The following is an 18,174-nucleotide window of genomic DNA, read 5'->3' as shown; positions in this document are numbered from 1 at the left end:
GGAATGCAGCCGTCTGGGCACCGCCCCTGGCAGAGGCCGCGCCGCGCGGTCTCTGCACCGATTGCGGCGTCTCGCGCATGGCGAACGCGAAGGCCTGCGGCCAGGCCTGCCAGTTCATCAAGCCGGACTACCCCGCGCTCGAGACACAGGTGCATGGCCGCGCGCGCGATCCGGCGCGGCCGGATGAGCTGCATTTCGGCCCCTTCCGCCGGATGCTGCGCGCCGCGCTGACGCCACCGCTTGAAGGCGCGCAATGGACCGGCATCGCCACACGCCTTGGCGAGAAACTGCTCGCAACCGGCGCGGTGCAGGCGGTGCTCACCATGGCGCCGCACCCCGAGGATCGCTGGCGGCCCGTGCCCGTGCTCGTCACCAAGCCCGAGGGCATGGCGGAATGCCGCGGCATGCGCATGGGCTACGCGCCGCTGCTCGCCCTTCTTGAGCCGGCGCGCGCGCAGGGCTTCACGCGCCTCGCCATCATCGGCATCCCCTGCCAGGTTTATGCGCTGCGCGCGCTGGAGAAGGAACTCGGGCTCGAGCGGCTCTACGTCATCGGCACGCCGTGCTCGGACAACACGACCACCGAGAACTTCCATCACTTCCTCGCCCTGCTCGACGAGGATCCCGACAGCATCACCTATCTCGAATTCCGCGCCGACTTCCATGTCGAGCTGCGCTTCGCCGATGGCCGCCGGCGCGAGATTCCCTTCCTGCAGCTGCCGATCAGCCAGCTGCCGCCCGACTTCTTCCCCCTCACCTGCCGCAGCTGCGTGGACTATACCAACGTGCTGGCCGACATCACCGTCGGCTACATGGGCGGCCAGGGCGCGCAATGGCTGCTGGTGCGCAATGAGCGCGGCGAGGAACTGCTCTCCCTGCTCGGCGCCGAGGTGCAACTGAGCGAACCGGGCAGCGCCGGCAAGCGTGACGGCGCGGTGAAGGGCTTCCTGGCGAACACCGAACGCGCCGCGGGCGGGCTGCCGCTGCGCCGCATGCCGAACTGGCTGCGCCCGATCGTCGGCTGGCTGATGCCGCGCATCGGTCCCCGCGGTCTCGAATTCGCGCGCGCCCGCGTGGAGATGAAGGCCGTGGAGACGGTGCTGCACCTTCGCCGACAACAACCGCGCCGCATGAAATCGATGATCCCCGCGCATATCTGGCACCTCGTCGCGCGCTACGGGCTGGCGCCACGCGAGGGCGAGCGACGGTGACTTGCGGGGGCGTTGCCCCCGCACCCCCACCAGAGGGCCAGTGGGCCCTCTGGACTCCCTTTATGTCAGAAGAGGGAGGGGCGCTTCGGCCCCTCCCTCTTCTGACATGAACGAATGGGTTCAAAGGGTCCACCGACCCTTTGCGGGGTGCGCGAGGGGCAGCGCCCCTCGCAGCGCCACCCCGCTCACACCGCGTCGCGCACCAATGGGCTCGTCGAGCAGTGGATGCCGCCGCCGCCGAGGCCGACCTTGTCGTAGGCGACCAGCCGGATCGTGATGCCCGCTTTGTCGAGTGCATCCTGTGTGCGTGGGCTGACCTGGTCGCTCATCAGCACGCGGCCCGGCGCGACGGCCAGGCAGTTCACGGCCCAGGAAGGATCCTCGTGGTTCAGCGTGATGAGGCGGATGCCGAGGCGCTTGAGTTCCTCCATGAAGACGAAGGGAAGGGTCGAGGGATTCACGATGGCGACGTCGTGGTGGATCATCACGAAAGCGCCGTCGATATGCAGCCGGAATCCCGGGATCTGCACGCGGATCAGGCGCGTGCCCTGCACGGCGAGCACCTCTTCCAACTGGCGCGCGCCTTCCTCATTCACCCGCGAGGAGACGCCCACCACCGCCACGTCGGGTCGGATATAGGCGAAGCTGCCGCCCTCGAGCAGGCCGGTGCCGTGGATGGTGCGCAGGATCGGCATGCCGAGCGCGCCAAGGGTCTCGGTGACCGGCGCTTCCTCGCCGCGGCGGATGCGCGGGCCCATGCGGGTGACGATGGCCCCGCCCTGGATCGCAATGCAGGAATCGCGCGTGTAGATGGATTTGTGCCGGCCCGCGGCGGCGCGCTTCAGGTAGATGACCTCCACCCCTTCCTCACGCAGCGCGGCGGCCAGGGCATCATGCTGCGCCTGCTGCTCGGCGAGGGTCGGGCGGACATTGCCGCGCCAATAGGCGCCCGTGGCGGGATCACCGAAGGCATTGAGTTCAGGGATGTGCGGCAGCGTGTCCACCACGCGCATCTCCTCGCCGGGACGGTGCATCAGCACGGCGCGCAGCCGCCCGACATCGGAGTTGCAGCCCCAGGCGCGGCCCCAGACGAAGCGCTGCTCGGAATCGGATTCGAAGCCGGGCGCGGGCTCGCTCGCGAAGCGTTCGATGAGCATGTTGTAGCGGTGGTCGAACTCGCTCATGGCGAAGGACATCGGCCTGTCTCCGTTCAACGGTCGCGTCGGCCGCGCAAAGCGAGGTCGGCGACGAGCAGCAGGATGGTGAAGACCACCATCAGCACGGCCACGGCGGCCATGGTGGGGTCGAGGTTCTCGTTGATGCCGTCCCAGATCCGGCGCGGCAGGGTGAAGACGTCGCGCGAGGCGATGAAGAGCACGATCACCAACTCATCCCAGCTGTGGATGAAGGCGAAGATCGCGCCGGAGACGATGCCCGGCGCGATGCGCGGCAGGATCACCCAGCGCAAGGTCTGGCCGAGGCTCGCCCCCATGCCGCGCGCCGCCTGCTCGAGCCGCGGATCGAAGGCCGCGAGCGCGGTGGCGACCGTGATCACCACATAGGGAATGCCGGTGACGCCATGCGCGATGGCAACGCCCAGGAAGCGATCCAGCAGGTCGAGCTTCGCGAAGTAGCGATAGAGCCCGATGGCGTAGACGATGGAGGGAATGATGATCGGCAGCAGCATCAGCGCACGCAGGATATCCGTGCTGCGCCGGCCGATGCGCCAGCAGCCGATGGCACAGAGCGTGCCGGCGACCACCGAGATCAGCGTCGCCGCCACTGCGATGGCGAGGCTCTGCCCGATCGAGGCCAGCCATTCGGGCGAGGCGATGAGATTCGCGTAGTGGCGCAGGCTCAGCCCGTCCTTGGGCAGGGAGAGGAAGCGCTGGTCCGTGAGCGAGACGGGCAGGATGATGCTGATCGGCAGCACGAGATACAGCGCCACCGCCCAGGCAAGGCCATTGGCGAAGGGGCCGGGCTTGTGCGTGCCCTCCATCAGGCGCCCGATCCGAAGATGCGCCGCAGATCGACGATGCGCGAGAAGATCGCGAGCGTGGCGAGGATGGCGACCACCAGCATCGTCGCCATCATCGTGCCCAGCCCCCAGCGGATGAGGTCGAGGATCTGCAGCCCGATCCACTCCGCCACCATCAGCGTCTTGCCGCCGCCGAGGATGGCGGGCGTGATGTAGAAGCCGAGCGAGAAGATGAAGACCAGCACGCCCGCAGCGATCAGCCCCGGCAGCGAGAGCGGCAGGAAGATGCGGAAGAACACAGCACCGCGCGCAGCCCCCAGCCCGCGCGCCGCGGCGAGCAGCCGCGGGTCGATCTCGCGCATGCTGGCCAGCATAGGCAGCACGGCATAGGGCACCATGTAGTGCACCATGCCGACGATGATGCCGAACTCGTTCCAGACCAGCGCGAGCGGTTCGCTGATCAGTCCGGCCTCGATCAGCGTGTTGTTCACCAGCCCCTGCCGGCGCAGCAGCGTGACCCAGGCGAAGGCGCGCACCAGCACGCTGATCCACAGCGGCACCAGCACGACCAGGATCCACCACCGCTGTGCGCGCGGGCTCGACAGCGCGATGCGATAGGACAGCGCATAGCCCAGCAGCAGCGCGAGCGCGGTGGTGATGACGCAGATGCGCAGCGTGGTCAGGATCACGCGCTGGATGCTCTCCGAGGTGAAGAGCCGTTCGTAATTGCCCAGGCCCGGCTGCGGCTCGGTGAAGGAGATGGCAAGAACCTGCAGGATCGGCGCGATGTAGAAGACGCTCATCAGCAGGAAGGCAGGCAGGATCAGCGCATACCAGCCGCCATCCCGCCGCAGCGCGTTCACGCCGCGTCGTCCATCACCGGCACGGAGGCATCGGCCGCCCAGCCGAGACGCACCGTCAGCCCCTCGACCGGCGCGATCGGCGCACGCCAGGTCGGCAGCACGATGCGGATCGCGCCGAGATCCGGCGTCTCCACCACCAGCGAGAAGCCGGCGCCGAGATAGGACCAGGTGGCGATGCGGCCCACCGCCTCATTCTCCGCGCTCTCGCCCTCGGCCAGCAGCGCGATCTTCTCAGGGCGCAGCGAGAGCAGCGCGGGCGTGCCGAGCGCCGGGCGTGGCGCTGAATCGGGAACCATCTGCATCAGCCGCGTGCCGCCGGCGGCGATGCCGATGCGCCCCGGCGCCATCTCGCGCACCGTGCCGCGCAGGAAGTTGGACTTGCCGAGGAAGTCGGCCACGAAGCGCGTGCGCGGCCGCTCATAGAGTTCGGCCGGCGCGCCCTGCTGCACCAGCCTGCCATGGTTGAGAATCGCCACGCGGTCGGAGAGCGCCAGCGCCTCCTCCTGGTCATGCGTGACGTTGACGAAGGTACGCCCGACGCGCCGATGCAGCGCGCGCAGCTCCTCCTGCAATTCGGCGCGCAGCTTCTTGTCGAGGGCCGAAAGCGGCTCATCCAGCAGCAGCAGCGCCGGGTCGAACACCAGCGCGCGGGCGAGCGCCACGCGTTGCTGCTGCCCGCCGGAAAGCTGGCGCGGCAGGCGATCGCCGAATTGCGAAAGCTGCACCAGATCGAGCGCGGCGCGGACCTTCGCCTCGCGCTCCGCCTGGCCCATGCGGCGCACGCGGAGCGGAAAGGCCACGTTCTCCGCCACGCTCATATGCGGGAACAGCGCATAGCCCTGGAAGACCATGCCGAAATCGCGCTTCTCGGGCGGCAGGGCGGTGATGTCGCGCCCATCGAGCAGGATCGCGCCCTCGCTCGGCGCGACGAAGCCCGCCACGCACATCAGGATCGTCGTCTTGCCGCTGCCCGAGGGGCCGAGCAGCGTCAGGAACTCACCCTGTTCCACCGCGAGGGAGACATCCTCCACCGCGGTGAAACTGCCATAGCGTTTCGTCAGGCCCCGGAAGGCAAGCGCGTGTCCCGTGATCGACATGCGCGATACGTAACCTCAGCCCGTGACCATGTCGATGTAGTCGGCATTCGCCTGCGCGTAGTTCTGGCCCCACCAGCGCCCATCCTGCGCCACCTGCACCGCGGCATTGGCGGGCTCGGTCGGGTTGAAGCGCTTGAACTCGGCCGGCACCAGCGCCGCGGCGCGCGGGTTGGTCGGGCCATTGCCGAGGAACTTCAGCAGCTCCACCTGCCCCGCCGCGTTGGAGAGCATGGAGGCGAGCAGTTGCTGCACCAGCGCCCCGCCGGGATTGCCGCGCGGGCTGACGAAGATGCCCGGCTGCAGGATCCCCTGGTTCCAGATGAACTTGAAGCGGCCATTGCTCTCGGCCTCCAGCACCTTCGCGCGGGTGTGCCAGATCTGGCCCATCACCGCCTCACCGGTGCGGATGAATTGTTCCGATTCCGATCCGCTGCTCCAGAACACCGTGTTGCGCCGGATCTCGCGCACCCGCGCGAGGCTCGCGCGGATGTCGAGCGGGTAGAGATTGGCGGGCGACTTGCCGAGCGACATCTGCGCCGCATCCAGCGCGCCGGCGGCGTCGCGGCGCAGCAGGCGCGTGCCGGGGAAGCGGCGGAGGTCCCAGAAATCCGCCCAGCTGGTCGGCCCGCCCTGCGGGAATTTGCTGCTGTCGTAGACCAGCACGTTGCTGAAGGAATAGGGCGCCGCGCCATGTTCCAGCGCGAAGGTCGGCCCGATCACGTCGTCGCGCTTCACCACGCTGTAGTCGATGGCGTTCAGCAGGTTCAGCCCGCCGAGCAGGAAGGCGGAGGTGGCGGAACTGTCGCAGATGTCCCAGGTCACGCGCCCGCTCTCGACCATGGAGCGGATGCGCCCCGCGGAAGGCCCGGTGCTGTCCTGCACCACGCGCACGCCCGGATTGGCAGCGGTGAAGGGGTCGCCATAGAACTGGCCGAAGCCCTGGTTGGCGATGCCGCCCCAATTGACCATCACAAGCTGCCGCACCGTCTGCGCCGCGGCCTCACCACCCAGCAGCGGCGAGGCGCCCAGCGCGGCCAGGCCGGCGAGCAGGGTGCGACGGCTGACGCCGCCCGCCCGGTACTTCTCGAAGGCCAGCTCGACGCAATCCTGCTGGAAGCTCTGAATCTCGCGCATCGCCCGATATCTCCCGACCTGGTTGCCCTGGTCCCTTGATCGGATCCGCGTCCGGCAGGAACCTACGCCGGCAAGTGAACAGCGGGATGCCGGCGACGGCAATGCAGGAAATGCAGGAACTCTTCGCGCCGGGCTTCAAGGCCCGTCCCTGGTGGTGGGAAGCAGCCGAACCCGAGGGCCGGGACACCCCCCTGCCCGACCGCGTGGCGGTGGCCGTGGTGGGCGGCGGCTATGCCGGCCTCTCCGCCGCGCTCACGCTGCGCCGGCTCGGCCATGAGGTGGCGGTGCTGGATGCCGAGCGCATCGGCTGGGGGGCGTCCTCGCGTAATGGCGGCATGGTCTCGGGCGGGCTGAAGGTGGCCTCGGCCGGACTCGCGCAGCGCTATGGCGAGGAGAAGGCGCGCCACATCACCCAGGCCGCCGCGGCCTCCTTCCCCTTCATCGAGGAGACCATCGCGCGCGAGGGCATCGCGTGCGACTATGTCCGCTGCGGGCGCTATGTGGGCGCCTGGTCGCGCGGCCACCATGCGGCGATGGCGAAGAAGGCGGAGTGGATCGCCGAGCTCACCGGCCTGCCGACGGAGATGATCCCGAAGTCGCGCCAGCGCGAGTTCCTCGGCTCGGATCATTACGAGGGCGGCATGGCGGCGGCGGCCACGGGCAGCCTGCATCCGGGCAAGTATGCGCGCGGCCTGGCGGCGGCGGCTTCGCGCGCGGGGGCGATCCTGGTCGATGGCGTGCGCGTGCAGGGCATCAAGCATGAGGGCAGCGGCGTGCGGCTTGCCACGGACAAGGGCGAGTTGCGCGCCGATGCCGTGCTGGTCGCGACCAATGGCTATTCGCTCGACAAGCGCGGAACGGCGATGCCCTGGCTGGCGCGGCGACTGGTGCCGCTCAACTCCTACATCATCGCCACCGAGGAATTGCCGCCCGAGACGATGGACCGGCTGTTCCCGGGCCGGCGCATGATCAGCGACAGCAAGCTCGTGCTGAACTATTTCCGCCCCTCCCCGGATGGCAAGCGCGTGCTCTGGGGCGGGCGCGCGAGCTTCCGCAGCGCGACCGCCGAGCAGAGCGCGCCGGCGCTGCATGCGATGATGTCGGCGGTGTTCCCCGAATTGGCGAAGACGCGCATCACCCATGCCTGGACGGGCAATGTCGCCTTCACCTTCGACTATCTGCCGCATATCGGCGTGCAGGATGGCGTGCATTTCGCGGCCGGCTGCCAGGGCAGCGGCGTGGCGATGGCCACCTGGCTTGGCCACAATGTCGCGCTGAAACTGGCGGGCGCGGCGAATGAGAAATTTGCGCTGGACGGGCTCGATTTCCCGACGCGGCCCTTCTACTTGGGCAACCCATGGTTCCTGCCGATCGTGGGCGGTTGGTACAAGCTGCGCGATGCGTTTGATCGGAGGGCGGCGTGACACCTTGCGTCAGCGCAGCGCCTCATTCTGGCGCCGTGTGCTTCGGCAGGCGCGCGACAACGGGGTCGGCATTAATCGAAGGGAAGCCAAAATGTTCAGACTGCCCATCCCATGAAAGCCGCTTCGTCAGGTTTTCCTCGGACACATCGGCTTCAGTGCCCAGAATGTAGATGACGTTCAACAGCGCCTGCATGCTGTCACCACCACAAAGGCTTCCCACATGCCGCGTCAGTGGTCCGTCCACTTCATACCGGCACCGCCAATAGCTTCCATCATCTTCGGGGACGGGGCGAAAAACCCGGAGCCTGAAGCGTGGTTCGCCGTCGACATCCAGCGTGCGCGAAACGATGACATCATCAGCATCACTCTGGCTCATGGCTAGCGTCCTGTGAACAGCGGTACGACGGGAACGCCACGCATGCATTGTTCGAGGCGCGTCATGGCGCTTTGCCAACATGCCTTCAAGCCAAGCGTCCTACAGCGCATTTCGTCAATATAAAGCTGTCGTTCGCAGGCCGCGCGTCGGCGCTCTGACCATACCGCGTACGACTGAGCCGGCGCCTGTGAGGGCGGAGGGGCATCAAACCCGCCGCCGAGCGCTGGAGATGATGTTGGCGCTTCGTCACCGCCGGGCGGGTCACTTCTCGAATGGGCAGCAACCTGGACAGGGGTGTCCATTGACCAGACGCGTGTAACTTCGCACCCTGACCACGCTTCCTGTCGGGGATTGGTGATTGAGGAGAGCCTGGGACATTGGGATATCTGCCTTTGTCTGATTAAGCCGCTTTTATTCCTATTGCCGCTGAAAGTCAATGGAATTCCCCCCGGTTCATCGCCGTCTTGATGTCGCAAGGAATCGCATGAACGCCGATTTCGTCCTGTTGAACGGCCGCGTCGCGACGATGGATGCGGCGAACACCCAATGCAGCGCCCTCGCCGCGCTGCATGGCCGCATCGTCGCCCTCGGCGATGATGCCGCGATCCGCGACCATATCGGTCCCACCACGCGCGTGCTGAATGCGGAGGGCCAGCGCGTCATTCCCGGCATCGTGGACAGCCACGCCCATCCGGATGCCTACGCCATCCGCCTGCGCGCCTGGACGCTGGTCTCGCCTGACCATGTGCGAACGCGCGACGAATTGCTCGCCACCATCCGCACGCGCTGCGCGGCCCTGCCGCCGGGACGTTGGGGCGCCTTCTACCGGCTGAATGAACGGCAATCGGGCGGCTATCCCACGCTCGCGGAACTCGACGCGGCCAGCCTCGGCCGGCCGATCTTCATCCTGCGCACCGATGGGCATCTCGGCCTCGCGAACAGCGCGGCCTTCGCCGCCTGCGGCATCACCGCCGATACGCCGGACCCCGCCTTCGGGCGCTTCGACCGGCTCGACGACGGCGCCTTCACCGGCCTGGTGCGGGAGACGGCGGCGCATGTCTTCCTCAACGCCGTGCACGGCCAGGACAGCGAGGCCGACATCGCCGAGGGCATGGAACTGGTGCAGGACCAGTGCCTCGCGCAGGGCATCACCTCGGTGGCGAATTCGCTCACCCCCTCGAAGGCCATCCGCGCCTATCAGCGCATGAAGCGCGAGGGACGGTGGCGGATGCGCATGGGCATTATCGCGAGCGGGCGCGACGAACCGCTCATCCCGCACCTCATCGGCGCGGGCATCCAATCCGGCTTCGGCGATGAATGGCTGCGCCTGATCGGCGTGGAATGGTGCCCCGACTGCTCCACTTCTGGCCGCACTGCCGCCTATTGGGACCCCTATCTCGGCACCCCCGTGCCCGGCGAGCCCGTGCCCAACACCGGCATGCTGCTCTACGAGAAGGAGGATCTGACGCGGCGCGCCACCGCCGCGCACCAGGCCGGCCTGCAGGTGATGATCGAGGGCGTGGGCGATCGCGGGATCGATTTCGCGCTCGACGTGATGGAGGCCGCCCTGGCCGCGCATCCCGTGGCCGATCACCGCATGCGCGTCGAGCATTGCTGCTACGTCACGCCGCCGATCCTGGCGCGCCTCAAGCGCGGCGGCTTCGTCGATTCCTCCGCCACCGGCTTCATGGACGAACTCGGCGAGGCCTATGCCGCCAATCGCGGGCAGGAGGCGATGCGCTGGATGTGGCCGCATCGCAGCCTGATCGATGCCGGCGTGCCCGCGCCCGGCCATTCCGATTTCGCCGTCTGCCGCGTCTCGCCCTGGACGGCGCTCGCCGCCATGGTCACGCGCCGCACCACGACCGGTGCGGATCTCGATGCGCGGGAGGCGATCTCGGCCCTGGAGGCGCTGCACGCCTACACCACGCTCGGCGCCTGGGCGCAGCGCGAGGAGCAGGAGAAGGGTTCGCTCGAGATCGGCAAGCTGTGCGACCTGGCGGTGCTGGACAGGGATATCCTCACCATCGACCCCGCCGGCATCGCCGAGACGAAGCTGCGCGCCACCGTGGTCGGCGGCGTGGAGCGCCACCGCGCATGAGCTTCGACCTCGTCCTGGCCGATCTGCGGATCGCGGGCGCGGCAAGGGATGTCGGCATCACCAATGGCCGCATCGCGCGCATCGGCGCGGCGGGCACGCTCACCGGGCCGGTGGTGGAATCCTGCGGCGGGCTGCTCGCCCTGCCGGGGCTGGTCGATGGGCATATCCATCTCGACAAGACCTTCCTCGGCCTGCCCTGGATTGCGCATCGCCCGGATGCGAGCATCGCCGGACGCATCGCCGCGGAACGCGCGCAACGCCGCGCGATCGGCGAACCCATGGCCGTGCGCGCCCGCCGCCTGGTGGAGCGCGTCGCCGCACAGGGCACGACGGCGATCCGCACCCATGTCGACATCGATGCCGATGTCGGCCTTGCAGGGCTGGAGGCACTGCTCGCGCTGCGCCATGAGGTGGCGCATCTGCTCGACATGCAGATCGTCGCCTTCCCGCAATCGGGCGTGGTGATCCTGCCCGGCGGCGCGGCGCTGCTCGAGGAGGCGGTGCGCGCCGGCGCCGATGTGGTGGGCGGGCTCGACCCCGCCTGCATCGACGACGACGTCGAAGGCCAGCTCGGCATCGTCTTCGGCATCGCGGAACGCCACGGCGTGCCGATCGACATCCATCTGCACGATCCGGGCGAGCTGGGTGCCTGGGAACTGCGCCGTATCGCCGCGCGGAGCAAGGCGGCGGGGTTGCAGGGGCGCGTGGCCGTCAGCCATGCCTATGCGCTGGGCGAGGTGCCGGAGGCGACGCTCGCGCGCACCGCCGCCGCGCTGGCCGAAGGCGGGGTCGCGATCATGACCAACGGCCCCGGCACCGCCGCCATGCCGCCGGTCCAGCGCCTGCTGGCGGAAGGCGTGCAGGTGTTCTGCGGCTCCGACAACATCCGCGACGCCTGGTCGCCCTATGGCGATGGCGACATGCTGCGCCGCGCCGGCATCGTCGGCTATCGCGCCGGGCTCGTGACCGATGCTGAGCTGCAGCTCGCGCTCGATCTCGTCACCCTGGCCCCCGCGCGCGTGCTGGGACGCGCGGCGCAGGGAATCGCGGAGGGCGCGCCGGCCGATCTCGTGCTGGTCGCGGCCGAGGGCGTGGCGGAAGCCGTGGCCACCGCCCCGCCGCGCGCGCTGGTGGTGAAGGCAGGGCGCATCACCGCCCGCCAGGGCGTGCTGGCATGAGGCGTGCGCCGCCCCTAAGCACTATCGACAACCACGCCGCGGCAGCGCCGCGACCAGCGTTTGTCGATTTTCTATTGTAGATTCAATATGTTCTGGAACACGCGATGGATCCATCAGGATCGATCGCGCTCTGGATGTCGTTGCCATGGAGGTTGTTCCTCCGGGGCTGAGGTGGCTGGTGATGGTTGCGAAGCCGACACCCAAAGGTTCGGCAGGGAAGGCGGCTGGCGCTGTCGCCGCCGTCGCGGGGCTGCACGCCGGGACGGCCGGCGAATGGCGCAGCAGCCATCCAGGTCGGCCGAGCGCCGGGAACCTACGCCTAAGATCTTGAAAAGAATGGTGCCGACTCGGGGAATTGAACCCCGGACCTACTGATTACGAATCAGTTGCTCTACCCCTGAGCTAAGTCGGCCCGCCAGGAGCGGCGCTATAGCGCCGACCGGGCGCGCGCACAACCCGCCTCCTGCACCCGCCCCTCTCGCCCCAGGCCGGAGCGTGCTAGCCTCTCCCGCATGGTGCGTCGTCTCCTTCTTCTGCTGGTGCTTCTCGCCCTCGCCGGCGGCGGGGGATGGGCCTGGTTCGCCATCCCGCCGAGCCTGCGCATCACCACCGCCACCCAGGGCCCGGCGCTGGAGGCGGTCTATGCCACCGGCGCCGTCGAACCCGTGAACTGGGCCCGCGTCGGCCCCGCCGTGCGCGCCCGCGTCACCCAGGTGCTGGTCGAGGAAGGTGCCCGCGTCACCGAAGGCCAGCCCATGGCGCGGCTCGACGACCGGCAGTCCCGCTCCCTGGCCGAGGAGGCCGAGGCGCGCGCCCGCTTCGCGCTGGAGGACCTCACCCGCACCCGCACCCTGGTGGCGCGCGACATCGCCGCCCGCGCCACGCTCGAGCGCGCCGAGCGCGATGCCCGCGCCGCGCGCGCGCTGGCCGATGTCGCCGTGCAGCGCCTGGACGACTACGTCGTGCGCGCCCCCAGCGATGGCCTCGTGCTGCGCCGCGACGTCGAGGTGGGCGAGGTGGTGGACACCCCCGCGAGCCTGTTCTGGATCGGCGAGCCGCGCCCCTTGCGCATCACCGCCGAGGTGGATGAGGAGGACATCGCCCGCATCGCCATCGGCCAGCGCGTGCTGCTGCGCGCCGATGCCTTCGCCGGCCAGGTGCTGCACGCCACCGTCGCGCAGATCACGCCCAAGGGCGACACCACCCGCAAGGCCTATCGCGTGCGCCTCGCTTTGCCCGACGACACGCCGCTGCTGATCGGCATGACGGTCGAGGCCAATATCGTGCTGCGCGACATCCCCGACGCCGTGCTGCTGCCACCCGCGGCCGTGGTGCTGCCCGCCGCCCCGCGCGGCGTGGCCCAGGCGCCGGGCCAGACCCGCCGTGGCCTCGTCTGGGTCCTGCAGGGCGAGGAAGTGCGCGCGCGGGAGGTCGAGATCGGCGTCCAGGCGCCGCGCGCCACCGAGATCCGCCAGGGCCTCGCCGCCGGGGAGGTGGTGGTACTGAACCCGCCCGCCGGGCTGCGGGAGGGCCAGACCATCCGCGCCCAGGCCGAGAGCACGGGCGCGCGCGCGGCCCCCACAAGGTGAGGCTCATCCTCGACCTCGCCGCGGGCATGCTCGGCAAGCGGCGGCGCCAGACGCTGGTCTCGGTGCTCGGTGTCGCGCTCGGCGTCGCCTTCTTCATCGCCATCGCGGCACTGATGCGCGGCTTCCAGACCTATTTCGTCAACCAGATCATCGATGTCGCCCCGCACATCACGGTGAAGGACGAAACGCGCTCGCCCCCCGCCCAGGCGGCGGAGGAGCTGCACCCGGCCGGCGCGGTGCTGGTGCATGGCGTGAAGCCGCGCGACCGCATCCGCGGCATCCGCGCCGCCGGCGACAAGGTGGCGATGCTCGAGGCGATGGAGGGCGTCGCCGCCGCGCCCGTGCTGCAGGGCCAGGCGCTGCTGCGCTACGGCGCGCGCGATGTCTCGGGCGTCATCACCGGGATCGAGCCGGCGCGGCATGTGCGCGTCTCCAACATCGCGAAGGACATGATCGCGGGGCGGCTCGAGGATCTGCGCAGTTCGGCCAATGGGCTGATCATCGGCGAGGGGCTCGCGCTGCGGCTCGGCGTGGGCATGGGCGATACGCTGACGGCCATCTCGCCGGCCGGGGTGGTGCTCTCGATGAAGGTGGTGGGCATGTTCCGCACCGGCATCCAGGTGGTGGACCAGGGGCATGGCTTCGCGCTGCTCAAGGTGGCGCAGGTGCTGCAGAACCGGCCCAACGTCGTGAACCAGATCCTGATCCGCCTCAACGACGTCACCCAGGCCGAACCCATGGCGCGCGCGATCGAGGCGCGCTTCGGCGACCGCTCCGAAAGCTGGGAGGAGCAGAGTGCCAACATCCTCACCGTCTTCATCATCCAGAACGCGATCATGTATTCGGTGACGGGGGCGATCCTGCTGGTCGCCGCCTTCGGCATCTACAACATCATCTCGACCGTGGTGTTCGAGAAGATCCGCGACATCGCCATCATGAAGTCGCTCGGCTTCACCGAGCGCGACATCCAGTTGCTGTTCCTGGTGCAGGGGCTGGCCGCCGGGCTGCTCGGCGCGATCCTCGGCAGCCTGCTGGGCGCGGGGATGATCGAGGGGCTGGCGCAGATCCGCTTCGGCACCGAGACGCCGGCCGGGCAGGACCGCTTCCTGATGGACCGCGACTGGCGGATCTACGCCGCCGCCTGCATCTTCGCGCTGCTCTCGGCGGGCATCGCCAGCGTCATCCCCGCCCGGCGCGCCAGCCGGCTCGATCCCGTGCAGGTGGTGCGTGGCGCTGCTTGAACCTGCGTCCGGTGGCCGCGCCGCCGAAGGGCGCGAAGGTCCGGATCGGCCGGGCCAGGCCCCGCTTCTCGAGGCGCGCGCGGTCACGCGGCAATTGCCCGAGGGCGCGATCCTGGTGCGCGACATCAACCTCAGCTTCGCGCCGGGCGAGTTCGTGGCCATCACCGGGCCATCGGGCTCGGGCAAATCCTCGCTGCTCTATCTGCTCGGGCTGCTCGACCGGCCGAGCAGCGGGGCGGTGCTGCTGGAGGGCGCGGATACCGCGCGGCTCACCGCGGCGCAGTTGGCGGCGCTGCGGCTTCGACGGCTGGGCTTCGTGTTCCAGTTCCATTTCCTGCTGCCGGAGTTCAGCGCACTCGACAATGTGCTGATCCCGATCCGGCGGCTGGGCGCGCTCGAGGGCCGTGCCGCCACGGCGAAGGCGATGGCGCTGCTGGACTCGCTCGGCCTCGGCCCGGCCGCGGCGAAGCTGCCGGAGCAACTCTCGGGCGGCATGCGCCAGCGCACGGCGATCGCGCGCGCGCTCGCGAACGATCCGGCCCTGATCCTGGCGGATGAGCCGACGGGGAACCTCGACACGGCGAACGCCGCGGCGGTGTTCGACATCTTCGAACGCCTGACGCGGGAGGAAGGGCGGACGGTGATCGTGGTGACGCATGACGCGGATCTGGCGCGACGGGCGACGCGACGGGTGCACCTGGTGGATGGACGGGTGGTGGAAGTGCCGGGGGCGCCGCCCCCGGGCCCCCGCCGGGGAGCCTGAGGCTCCCCGGACCCCACCATCTGTTTTCAACGCCGAAGGGGGTGGGGGGCACTTCGTCCCCCCACCCCCTTCGGCGTTAAACAGGATCGAGGTCCAGGAGGCTAAGCCTCCTGGCGGGGTCCAGGGGCAGCGCCCCTGGCCTACCCTACCGTCGCCGGCAGCTGCTGCGGGCTCGTCCACCCGATCGTGCCCACCGACTGGCACGACCCGCAGATCGGCGCCCAGGCCTCATGTTCCGTCCCGCAATGGCTGCAGCGCCAGCGGGCCTCGGGTGCCGCGGTGGCCGCGCTGCGCAGCCAGCGCGCCTGGGCAGCGCGGCCTTCGGGCGTATCGCCCTTCTCCTGCTCCTCCAGGTCGGCCAGCGCGAGGTAGGCGCGGCGGTCCGCCTGGCCGGTCGCCACCAGCGCGTCCAGTTCCTGGCGCGCGCGGCCGGTGAGCCCCGCCTCCAGCGCCGCGCGGGCCACCAGCAAATGGCTTTCCGGGTGGCGCGGCTTGCCCTGCACCAGCGTCTCCGCCGCCTTCATGCGCGGCAGCGGCTCGGTGATACCGTCCAGATAGGCCACGGCGAGGTCCGGGTGCGGCTGCTTCGCCCAGCCTTCCTCCAGCGTCGCCTTGGCGCGGCGCGGGCTGCCCTGTGCCTTGTGCCGCGCGGCGACGGCCAGCGCCGCCGGGGCGAAGCCGGGATCGGCGCGGAAGGCCTGGCGCTCGAGGTCGGTCGCCTTGCGCTCATCCTCCTCCTGCCCGGCGGCAGCCAGGGCGAGGCCGGCCTGCGCGGCGCCGGGCGGGGAGAGCGCCAGGGCCTCCCGCCAGTCGCGGGTGCGGATGGCCAGCGTCTCGCGCTCCTGGCGCAGCCAGGCGGCGCCGGGCTGGGCGGCCTCCGCCTCGCGCGCGAGGCGCTGGGCGGTGGGCCAATCCTGGCGCTGGATCGCCTGGCGCAGCAGGCCGCGCAGGCCGAGGAAACGCGCATCGGGCAGCTGGGCCAGCTTCTCGAAGGCGGCCGAGGCCGCGTCCTCGCGCCCGGCGAGGCGCTCGGCCTCCGCCACCAGCATCAGGGTCTGCGGCGTGTCGCCCAGGCCGATGCGGGCGCGCCCGGCCTCGAGCCGCGCGAGGTCCGGCGCGCCGGCGGCCAGCGCGATCAGGGTGCGGGTGACGGCGGCCTCGCCCTGGGCGTGTCGCTTGGCGGCGCTGCGGGCACGCAGCCGCGCCGGCCAGCGGCGCATCGCCGCGATGCCGACCAGCAGCAGGTGGCCCGCCAGGAACAGCACCGCCGCCAGCACCAGGGCGACCGGCAGGGTGATGGCGATCTCGGCATCGCCGACCCGCATCTCCACGATGCCGTCGAGGCGCACGAGCCAGAGCACGCCGGCCACGCCGGCGGCCAGCAGGACCAGATAGAGAAGGGCGCTGCGCATGGCTCTCCCCTCAGCCCGCGGCCAGAGCGCGCAACGCGGCGCGGGCCGCGACCAGCGCCTCGGCATCGCCGATCCAGGCCTTCATCGCCTCCTTCGCCGGGGGGGCGAGGCGGGCGAGGCGCGCCAGGGCGCCTTCCAGGTCGCCGGCCTCGACGGCGCGGCGGGCGCGCTCGATCTCGGCCAGGGCGGCGTCGCCCCAGACCACTTCCTCACCGCGGCGGATGGTCACCATGTTGCCCAGGCGGGCGAGCGCGGCGTCGAGGGTCGAGGCCCCTTCCCGCGCGCCGTCGCTGGCGGCGCGGCCGGCGCGGGCGGCTTCCTCGAAACCGAGGCGCAGCGCGGCCTCGGTGGTCGGCGCGGCGGTGGCGAAGCGGGCGAGCGCGGCGGGCGCGTTCGGCAGCGCGGCCAGCGCCGGGCCAAGCGCGCGGCCGGCCTCCAGGTTGCTGCGCAGCGTGTCGAGCGCGGCGAGGCGCGCCGCGCGGGCCTCGAGCGCGGTCAGGCGCTGGGCCATGGCTTCCAGCGCGGCGAGGCGCGCGGCCTGGGCCTGGGCCTGGGCTTCCGCGGCGGCGCTCCGCTGGGCGAGGGCGGCTTCCAGGGCCGTCAGGCGCCCGGCCTGCGCCTCGGCAGCGGCGGCGCGCTGGGCCAGGGTGGCCTCGGCGGCGGCGAGGCGCGCGGTCAGCGGGCCGAGATCGGTGGCGGGCGGGATCACTGGGGCGGGGCGCCCCTCCAGCGCGGCGATCCGCGCGGCGAGCGGGCCGAGATCCGGCGCGGCGGCGGCAGCCGGCCGGGCTTCCAGCGCGGCGAGGCGGGCGGTGAGCGGGGCGAGGTTCGGCGCGGGCGGGATCTCGGGCGCCGGGCGGGATTCGAGCGCGGCGACCCGCGCGGCCAGCGCGGCGTCCTGCGCCGGGGCGGGCGCGGGCATCGGCCGGCCGAGCAGCCAGAGGACGGCGCCCACCAGCACCAGGCCGGCGACCGCGATCGGCAGGGCGGCGGGGTCCAGGCGGAAGGCCTTGGGGCCCTCGCCGCGAGGGGATGGGGTCGGCTGGCTCATGGCTCTCCTGACACGTTTGGGCGGCCTGTCCGGTTGGCCCGGCCAAGCAGCGCCAGCAGCGCATCCTCCCCCGGGGATTCGGCGATGCGGATCTCCCGCCAGGTCAACGGCGCCAAGGACTTGGCGGCCGTAGCTGCGACCCGGGGCGAGATCACGACCGCCGCCAGCCGCGCGAGGGAGGCTGCGAGGCCGGCGGTTCGGAACAGGGTGATGGCACAGGCGGCGGAGCGTGGCGAGTGAAACAGGATTTGGCTGACGCCGCCTTGGGCCAGCGCGGTGAGGGCCGAGTCGGGCAGGGCGGTGGCCGGCGCGGCGGCATAGGCGATGCGCCGGATCACCCGGAAACCGCGCGCGCGCAGGGCCTCGGCGAGGTCCAGCGCATAGCCCTGCCCCACCGCCAGCAGCAGCGGCGGCCCCGCGGGGTCGAGCCGGGCGGCGGCCAGCACGGCGAGGCTCTCGGCCGTGCCCCCGGCAGCCTGGACATCCGCCCAGCCAGCCGCCCGCGCGACCTCGGCCGTGGCCGCGCCCACCGCCAGCACGGGCAGGCCGGGGATGGGCGGCGGCAAGGCGCGCGCCCCGGCGCGGCTCGTGACCAGCACGGCCTGGCAGCGGGGCATCGCAAATCGCCGGGGGGTCAGCACCAGGGCCGGGGCGAGGATCGGCGTGAAGCCCCGGGAGGCGAGCCGGGCCGCGGTCTCCGCCCCGCCGGGTTCGGGCCGGGTCACCAGGATGCCGGCCGCCTCGCTCATGCCGGGG

General features: G+C 70.9%; 16 protein-coding genes and 1 tRNA gene. 7 read left to right on the top strand and 10 right to left on the bottom strand.

Going from position 1 to position 18,174, the window contains the following annotated elements; translation table 11 throughout:
* Positions 1 to 77 precede the first annotated feature (77 nt).
* Positions 78 to 1,211, top strand: a complete 1,134-nt coding sequence (locus AC2D9U_RS11750) for a Coenzyme F420 hydrogenase/dehydrogenase, beta subunit C-terminal domain (RefSeq protein WP_484749125.1) — start codon at positions 78 to 80, stop codon at positions 1,209 to 1,211.
* Positions 1,212 to 1,396: 185 nt separating this feature from the next.
* On the opposite strand, the gene AC2D9U_RS11745 is transcribed toward AC2D9U_RS11750, so the two are convergent.
* Genes AC2D9U_RS11745 through AC2D9U_RS11725 form a run of 5 tightly spaced genes read right to left on the bottom strand, consistent with a single transcriptional unit; the run spans position 1,397 to position 6,283 of the window.
* The gene (locus AC2D9U_RS11745) at positions 1,397 to 2,407 is read right to left on the bottom strand and encodes a dimethylarginine dimethylaminohydrolase family protein (RefSeq protein WP_484749121.1); all 1,011 of its coding nucleotides are present in this window, start codon (positions 2,405 to 2,407) and stop codon (positions 1,397 to 1,399) included.
* A gap of 14 nt (positions 2,408 to 2,421) precedes the next feature.
* Positions 2,422 to 3,210: an ABC transporter permease gene (locus AC2D9U_RS11740; RefSeq protein ID WP_484749118.1), complete on the bottom strand. Its 789-nt coding sequence runs from the start codon at positions 3,208 to 3,210 to the stop codon at positions 2,422 to 2,424.
* A complete protein-coding gene (locus AC2D9U_RS11735; RefSeq protein WP_484749116.1) occupies positions 3,210 to 4,052 on the bottom strand; it encodes an ABC transporter permease in 843 nt (280 codons plus the stop codon). Before AC2D9U_RS11735 ends, AC2D9U_RS11740 begins: the two co-directional genes overlap by 1 nt.
* Positions 4,049 to 5,149 (bottom strand): ABC transporter ATP-binding protein, encoded by a 1,101-nt coding sequence (locus AC2D9U_RS11730; RefSeq protein WP_484749113.1) that lies wholly within the window; start codon positions 5,147 to 5,149, stop codon positions 4,049 to 4,051. The genes AC2D9U_RS11735 and AC2D9U_RS11730 overlap by 4 nt, the downstream gene beginning before the upstream one ends.
* A 15-nt stretch (positions 5,150 to 5,164) precedes the next feature.
* On the bottom strand, positions 5,165 to 6,283 hold the full coding sequence (locus AC2D9U_RS11725) for an extracellular solute-binding protein (RefSeq protein WP_484749110.1): 1,119 nt from the start codon (positions 6,281 to 6,283) through the stop codon (positions 5,165 to 5,167).
* Positions 6,284 to 6,369: 86 nt separating this feature from the next.
* On the opposite strand from AC2D9U_RS11725, the gene AC2D9U_RS11720 reads away from it, so the two are divergent.
* Positions 6,370 to 7,707 (top strand): NAD(P)/FAD-dependent oxidoreductase, encoded by a 1,338-nt coding sequence (locus AC2D9U_RS11720; RefSeq protein WP_484749108.1) that lies wholly within the window; start codon positions 6,370 to 6,372, stop codon positions 7,705 to 7,707.
* Between the two features lie 22 nt (positions 7,708 to 7,729).
* Here the strand turns inward: AC2D9U_RS11720 and AC2D9U_RS11715 are convergent, their stop codons facing one another.
* Positions 7,730 to 8,083: a DUF6968 family protein gene (locus AC2D9U_RS11715; protein WP_484749106.1), complete on the bottom strand. Its 354-nt coding sequence runs from the start codon at positions 8,081 to 8,083 to the stop codon at positions 7,730 to 7,732.
* Between the two features lie 484 nt (positions 8,084 to 8,567).
* On the opposite strand from AC2D9U_RS11715, the gene AC2D9U_RS11710 reads away from it, so the two are divergent.
* On the top strand, positions 8,568 to 10,184 hold the full coding sequence (locus AC2D9U_RS11710; protein WP_484749104.1) for an amidohydrolase: 1,617 nt from the start codon (positions 8,568 to 8,570) through the stop codon (positions 10,182 to 10,184).
* Positions 10,181 to 11,362: an amidohydrolase gene (locus AC2D9U_RS11705; protein ID WP_484749103.1), complete on the top strand. Its 1,182-nt coding sequence runs from the start codon at positions 10,181 to 10,183 to the stop codon at positions 11,360 to 11,362. The genes AC2D9U_RS11710 and AC2D9U_RS11705 overlap by 4 nt, the downstream gene beginning before the upstream one ends.
* A 337-nt stretch (positions 11,363 to 11,699) precedes the next feature.
* On the opposite strand, the gene AC2D9U_RS11700 is transcribed toward AC2D9U_RS11705, so the two are convergent.
* Positions 11,700 to 11,774, bottom strand: a tRNA-Thr gene (locus tag AC2D9U_RS11700).
* A 100-nt stretch (positions 11,775 to 11,874) separates the two neighbouring features.
* Here AC2D9U_RS11700 and AC2D9U_RS11695 point away from each other — a divergent pair.
* From AC2D9U_RS11695 to AC2D9U_RS11685, 3 genes are read left to right on the top strand one after another with little or no spacing between them, the layout of a single operon-like run.
* Entirely contained in the window at positions 11,875 to 12,951 is a 1,077-nt protein-coding gene (locus tag AC2D9U_RS11695) for an efflux RND transporter periplasmic adaptor subunit (protein WP_484749102.1), read from the top strand.
* Positions 12,948 to 14,192 carry an ABC transporter permease gene (locus AC2D9U_RS11690; protein WP_484749100.1) on the top strand — a complete coding sequence of 415 codons (1,245 nt, stop codon included), beginning with the start codon at positions 12,948 to 12,950 and terminating at the stop codon, positions 14,190 to 14,192. The genes AC2D9U_RS11695 and AC2D9U_RS11690 overlap by 4 nt, the downstream gene beginning before the upstream one ends.
* Positions 14,179 to 14,955 (top strand): ABC transporter ATP-binding protein, encoded by a 777-nt coding sequence (locus AC2D9U_RS11685; RefSeq protein ID WP_484749099.1) that lies wholly within the window; start codon positions 14,179 to 14,181, stop codon positions 14,953 to 14,955. Before AC2D9U_RS11690 ends, AC2D9U_RS11685 begins: the two co-directional genes overlap by 14 nt.
* 140 nt (positions 14,956 to 15,095) lie before the next feature.
* On the opposite strand, the gene AC2D9U_RS11680 is transcribed toward AC2D9U_RS11685, so the two are convergent.
* The 3 genes from AC2D9U_RS11680 to AC2D9U_RS11670 are packed head-to-tail and all read right to left on the bottom strand — an operon-like array spanning position 15,096 to position 18,167.
* Positions 15,096 to 16,367, bottom strand: a complete 1,272-nt coding sequence (locus tag AC2D9U_RS11680) for a heme biosynthesis HemY N-terminal domain-containing protein (protein ID WP_484749097.1) — start codon at positions 16,365 to 16,367, stop codon at positions 15,096 to 15,098.
* Between the two features lie 10 nt (positions 16,368 to 16,377).
* On the bottom strand, positions 16,378 to 17,418 hold the full coding sequence (locus AC2D9U_RS11675) for a hypothetical protein (protein ID WP_484749096.1): 1,041 nt from the start codon (positions 17,416 to 17,418) through the stop codon (positions 16,378 to 16,380).
* Positions 17,415 to 18,167, bottom strand: a complete 753-nt coding sequence (locus AC2D9U_RS11670; RefSeq protein WP_484749094.1) for a uroporphyrinogen-III synthase — start codon at positions 18,165 to 18,167, stop codon at positions 17,415 to 17,417. The genes AC2D9U_RS11675 and AC2D9U_RS11670 overlap by 4 nt, the downstream gene beginning before the upstream one ends.
* Between the last annotated feature and the right edge of the window lie 7 nt (positions 18,168 to 18,174).

This window comes from Roseomonas sp. TF40 (assembly GCF_057219975.1).
This window is presented reverse-complemented; position numbering and strand designations above follow the sequence as displayed.

Excerpts from the sequence above, each read along its gene's own strand:
- AC2D9U_RS11720 (WP_484749108.1), top strand. The coding sequence starts at position 6,370 with ATGCCGGCGACGGCAATGCAGGAAATGCAGGAACTCTTCGCGCCGGGC.
- AC2D9U_RS11695 (WP_484749102.1), top strand. The coding sequence starts at position 11,875 with ATGGTGCGTCGTCTCCTTCTTCTGCTGGTGCTTCTCGCCCTCGCCGGC.
- AC2D9U_RS11710 (WP_484749104.1), top strand. The coding sequence starts at position 8,568 with ATGAACGCCGATTTCGTCCTGTTGAACGGCCGCGTCGCGACGATGGAT.
- AC2D9U_RS11680 (WP_484749097.1), bottom strand. The coding sequence starts at position 16,367 with ATGCGCAGCGCCCTTCTCTATCTGGTCCTGCTGGCCGCCGGCGTGGCC.
- AC2D9U_RS11670 (WP_484749094.1), bottom strand. The coding sequence starts at position 18,167 with ATGAGCGAGGCGGCCGGCATCCTGGTGACCCGGCCCGAACCCGGCGGG.
- AC2D9U_RS11675 (WP_484749096.1), bottom strand. The coding sequence starts at position 17,418 with ATGAGCCAGCCGACCCCATCCCCTCGCGGCGAGGGCCCCAAGGCCTTC.
- AC2D9U_RS11715 (WP_484749106.1), bottom strand. The coding sequence starts at position 8,083 with ATGAGCCAGAGTGATGCTGATGATGTCATCGTTTCGCGCACGCTGGAT.
- AC2D9U_RS11745 (WP_484749121.1), bottom strand. The coding sequence starts at position 2,407 with ATGTCCTTCGCCATGAGCGAGTTCGACCACCGCTACAACATGCTCATC.
- AC2D9U_RS11725 (WP_484749110.1), bottom strand. The coding sequence starts at position 6,283 with ATGCGCGAGATTCAGAGCTTCCAGCAGGATTGCGTCGAGCTGGCCTTC.
- AC2D9U_RS11705 (WP_484749103.1), top strand. The coding sequence starts at position 10,181 with ATGAGCTTCGACCTCGTCCTGGCCGATCTGCGGATCGCGGGCGCGGCA.
- AC2D9U_RS11740 (WP_484749118.1), bottom strand. The coding sequence starts at position 3,210 with ATGGAGGGCACGCACAAGCCCGGCCCCTTCGCCAATGGCCTTGCCTGG.
- AC2D9U_RS11730 (WP_484749113.1), bottom strand. The coding sequence starts at position 5,149 with ATGTCGATCACGGGACACGCGCTTGCCTTCCGGGGCCTGACGAAACGC.
- AC2D9U_RS11750 (WP_484749125.1), top strand. The coding sequence starts at position 78 with ATGGCGAACGCGAAGGCCTGCGGCCAGGCCTGCCAGTTCATCAAGCCG.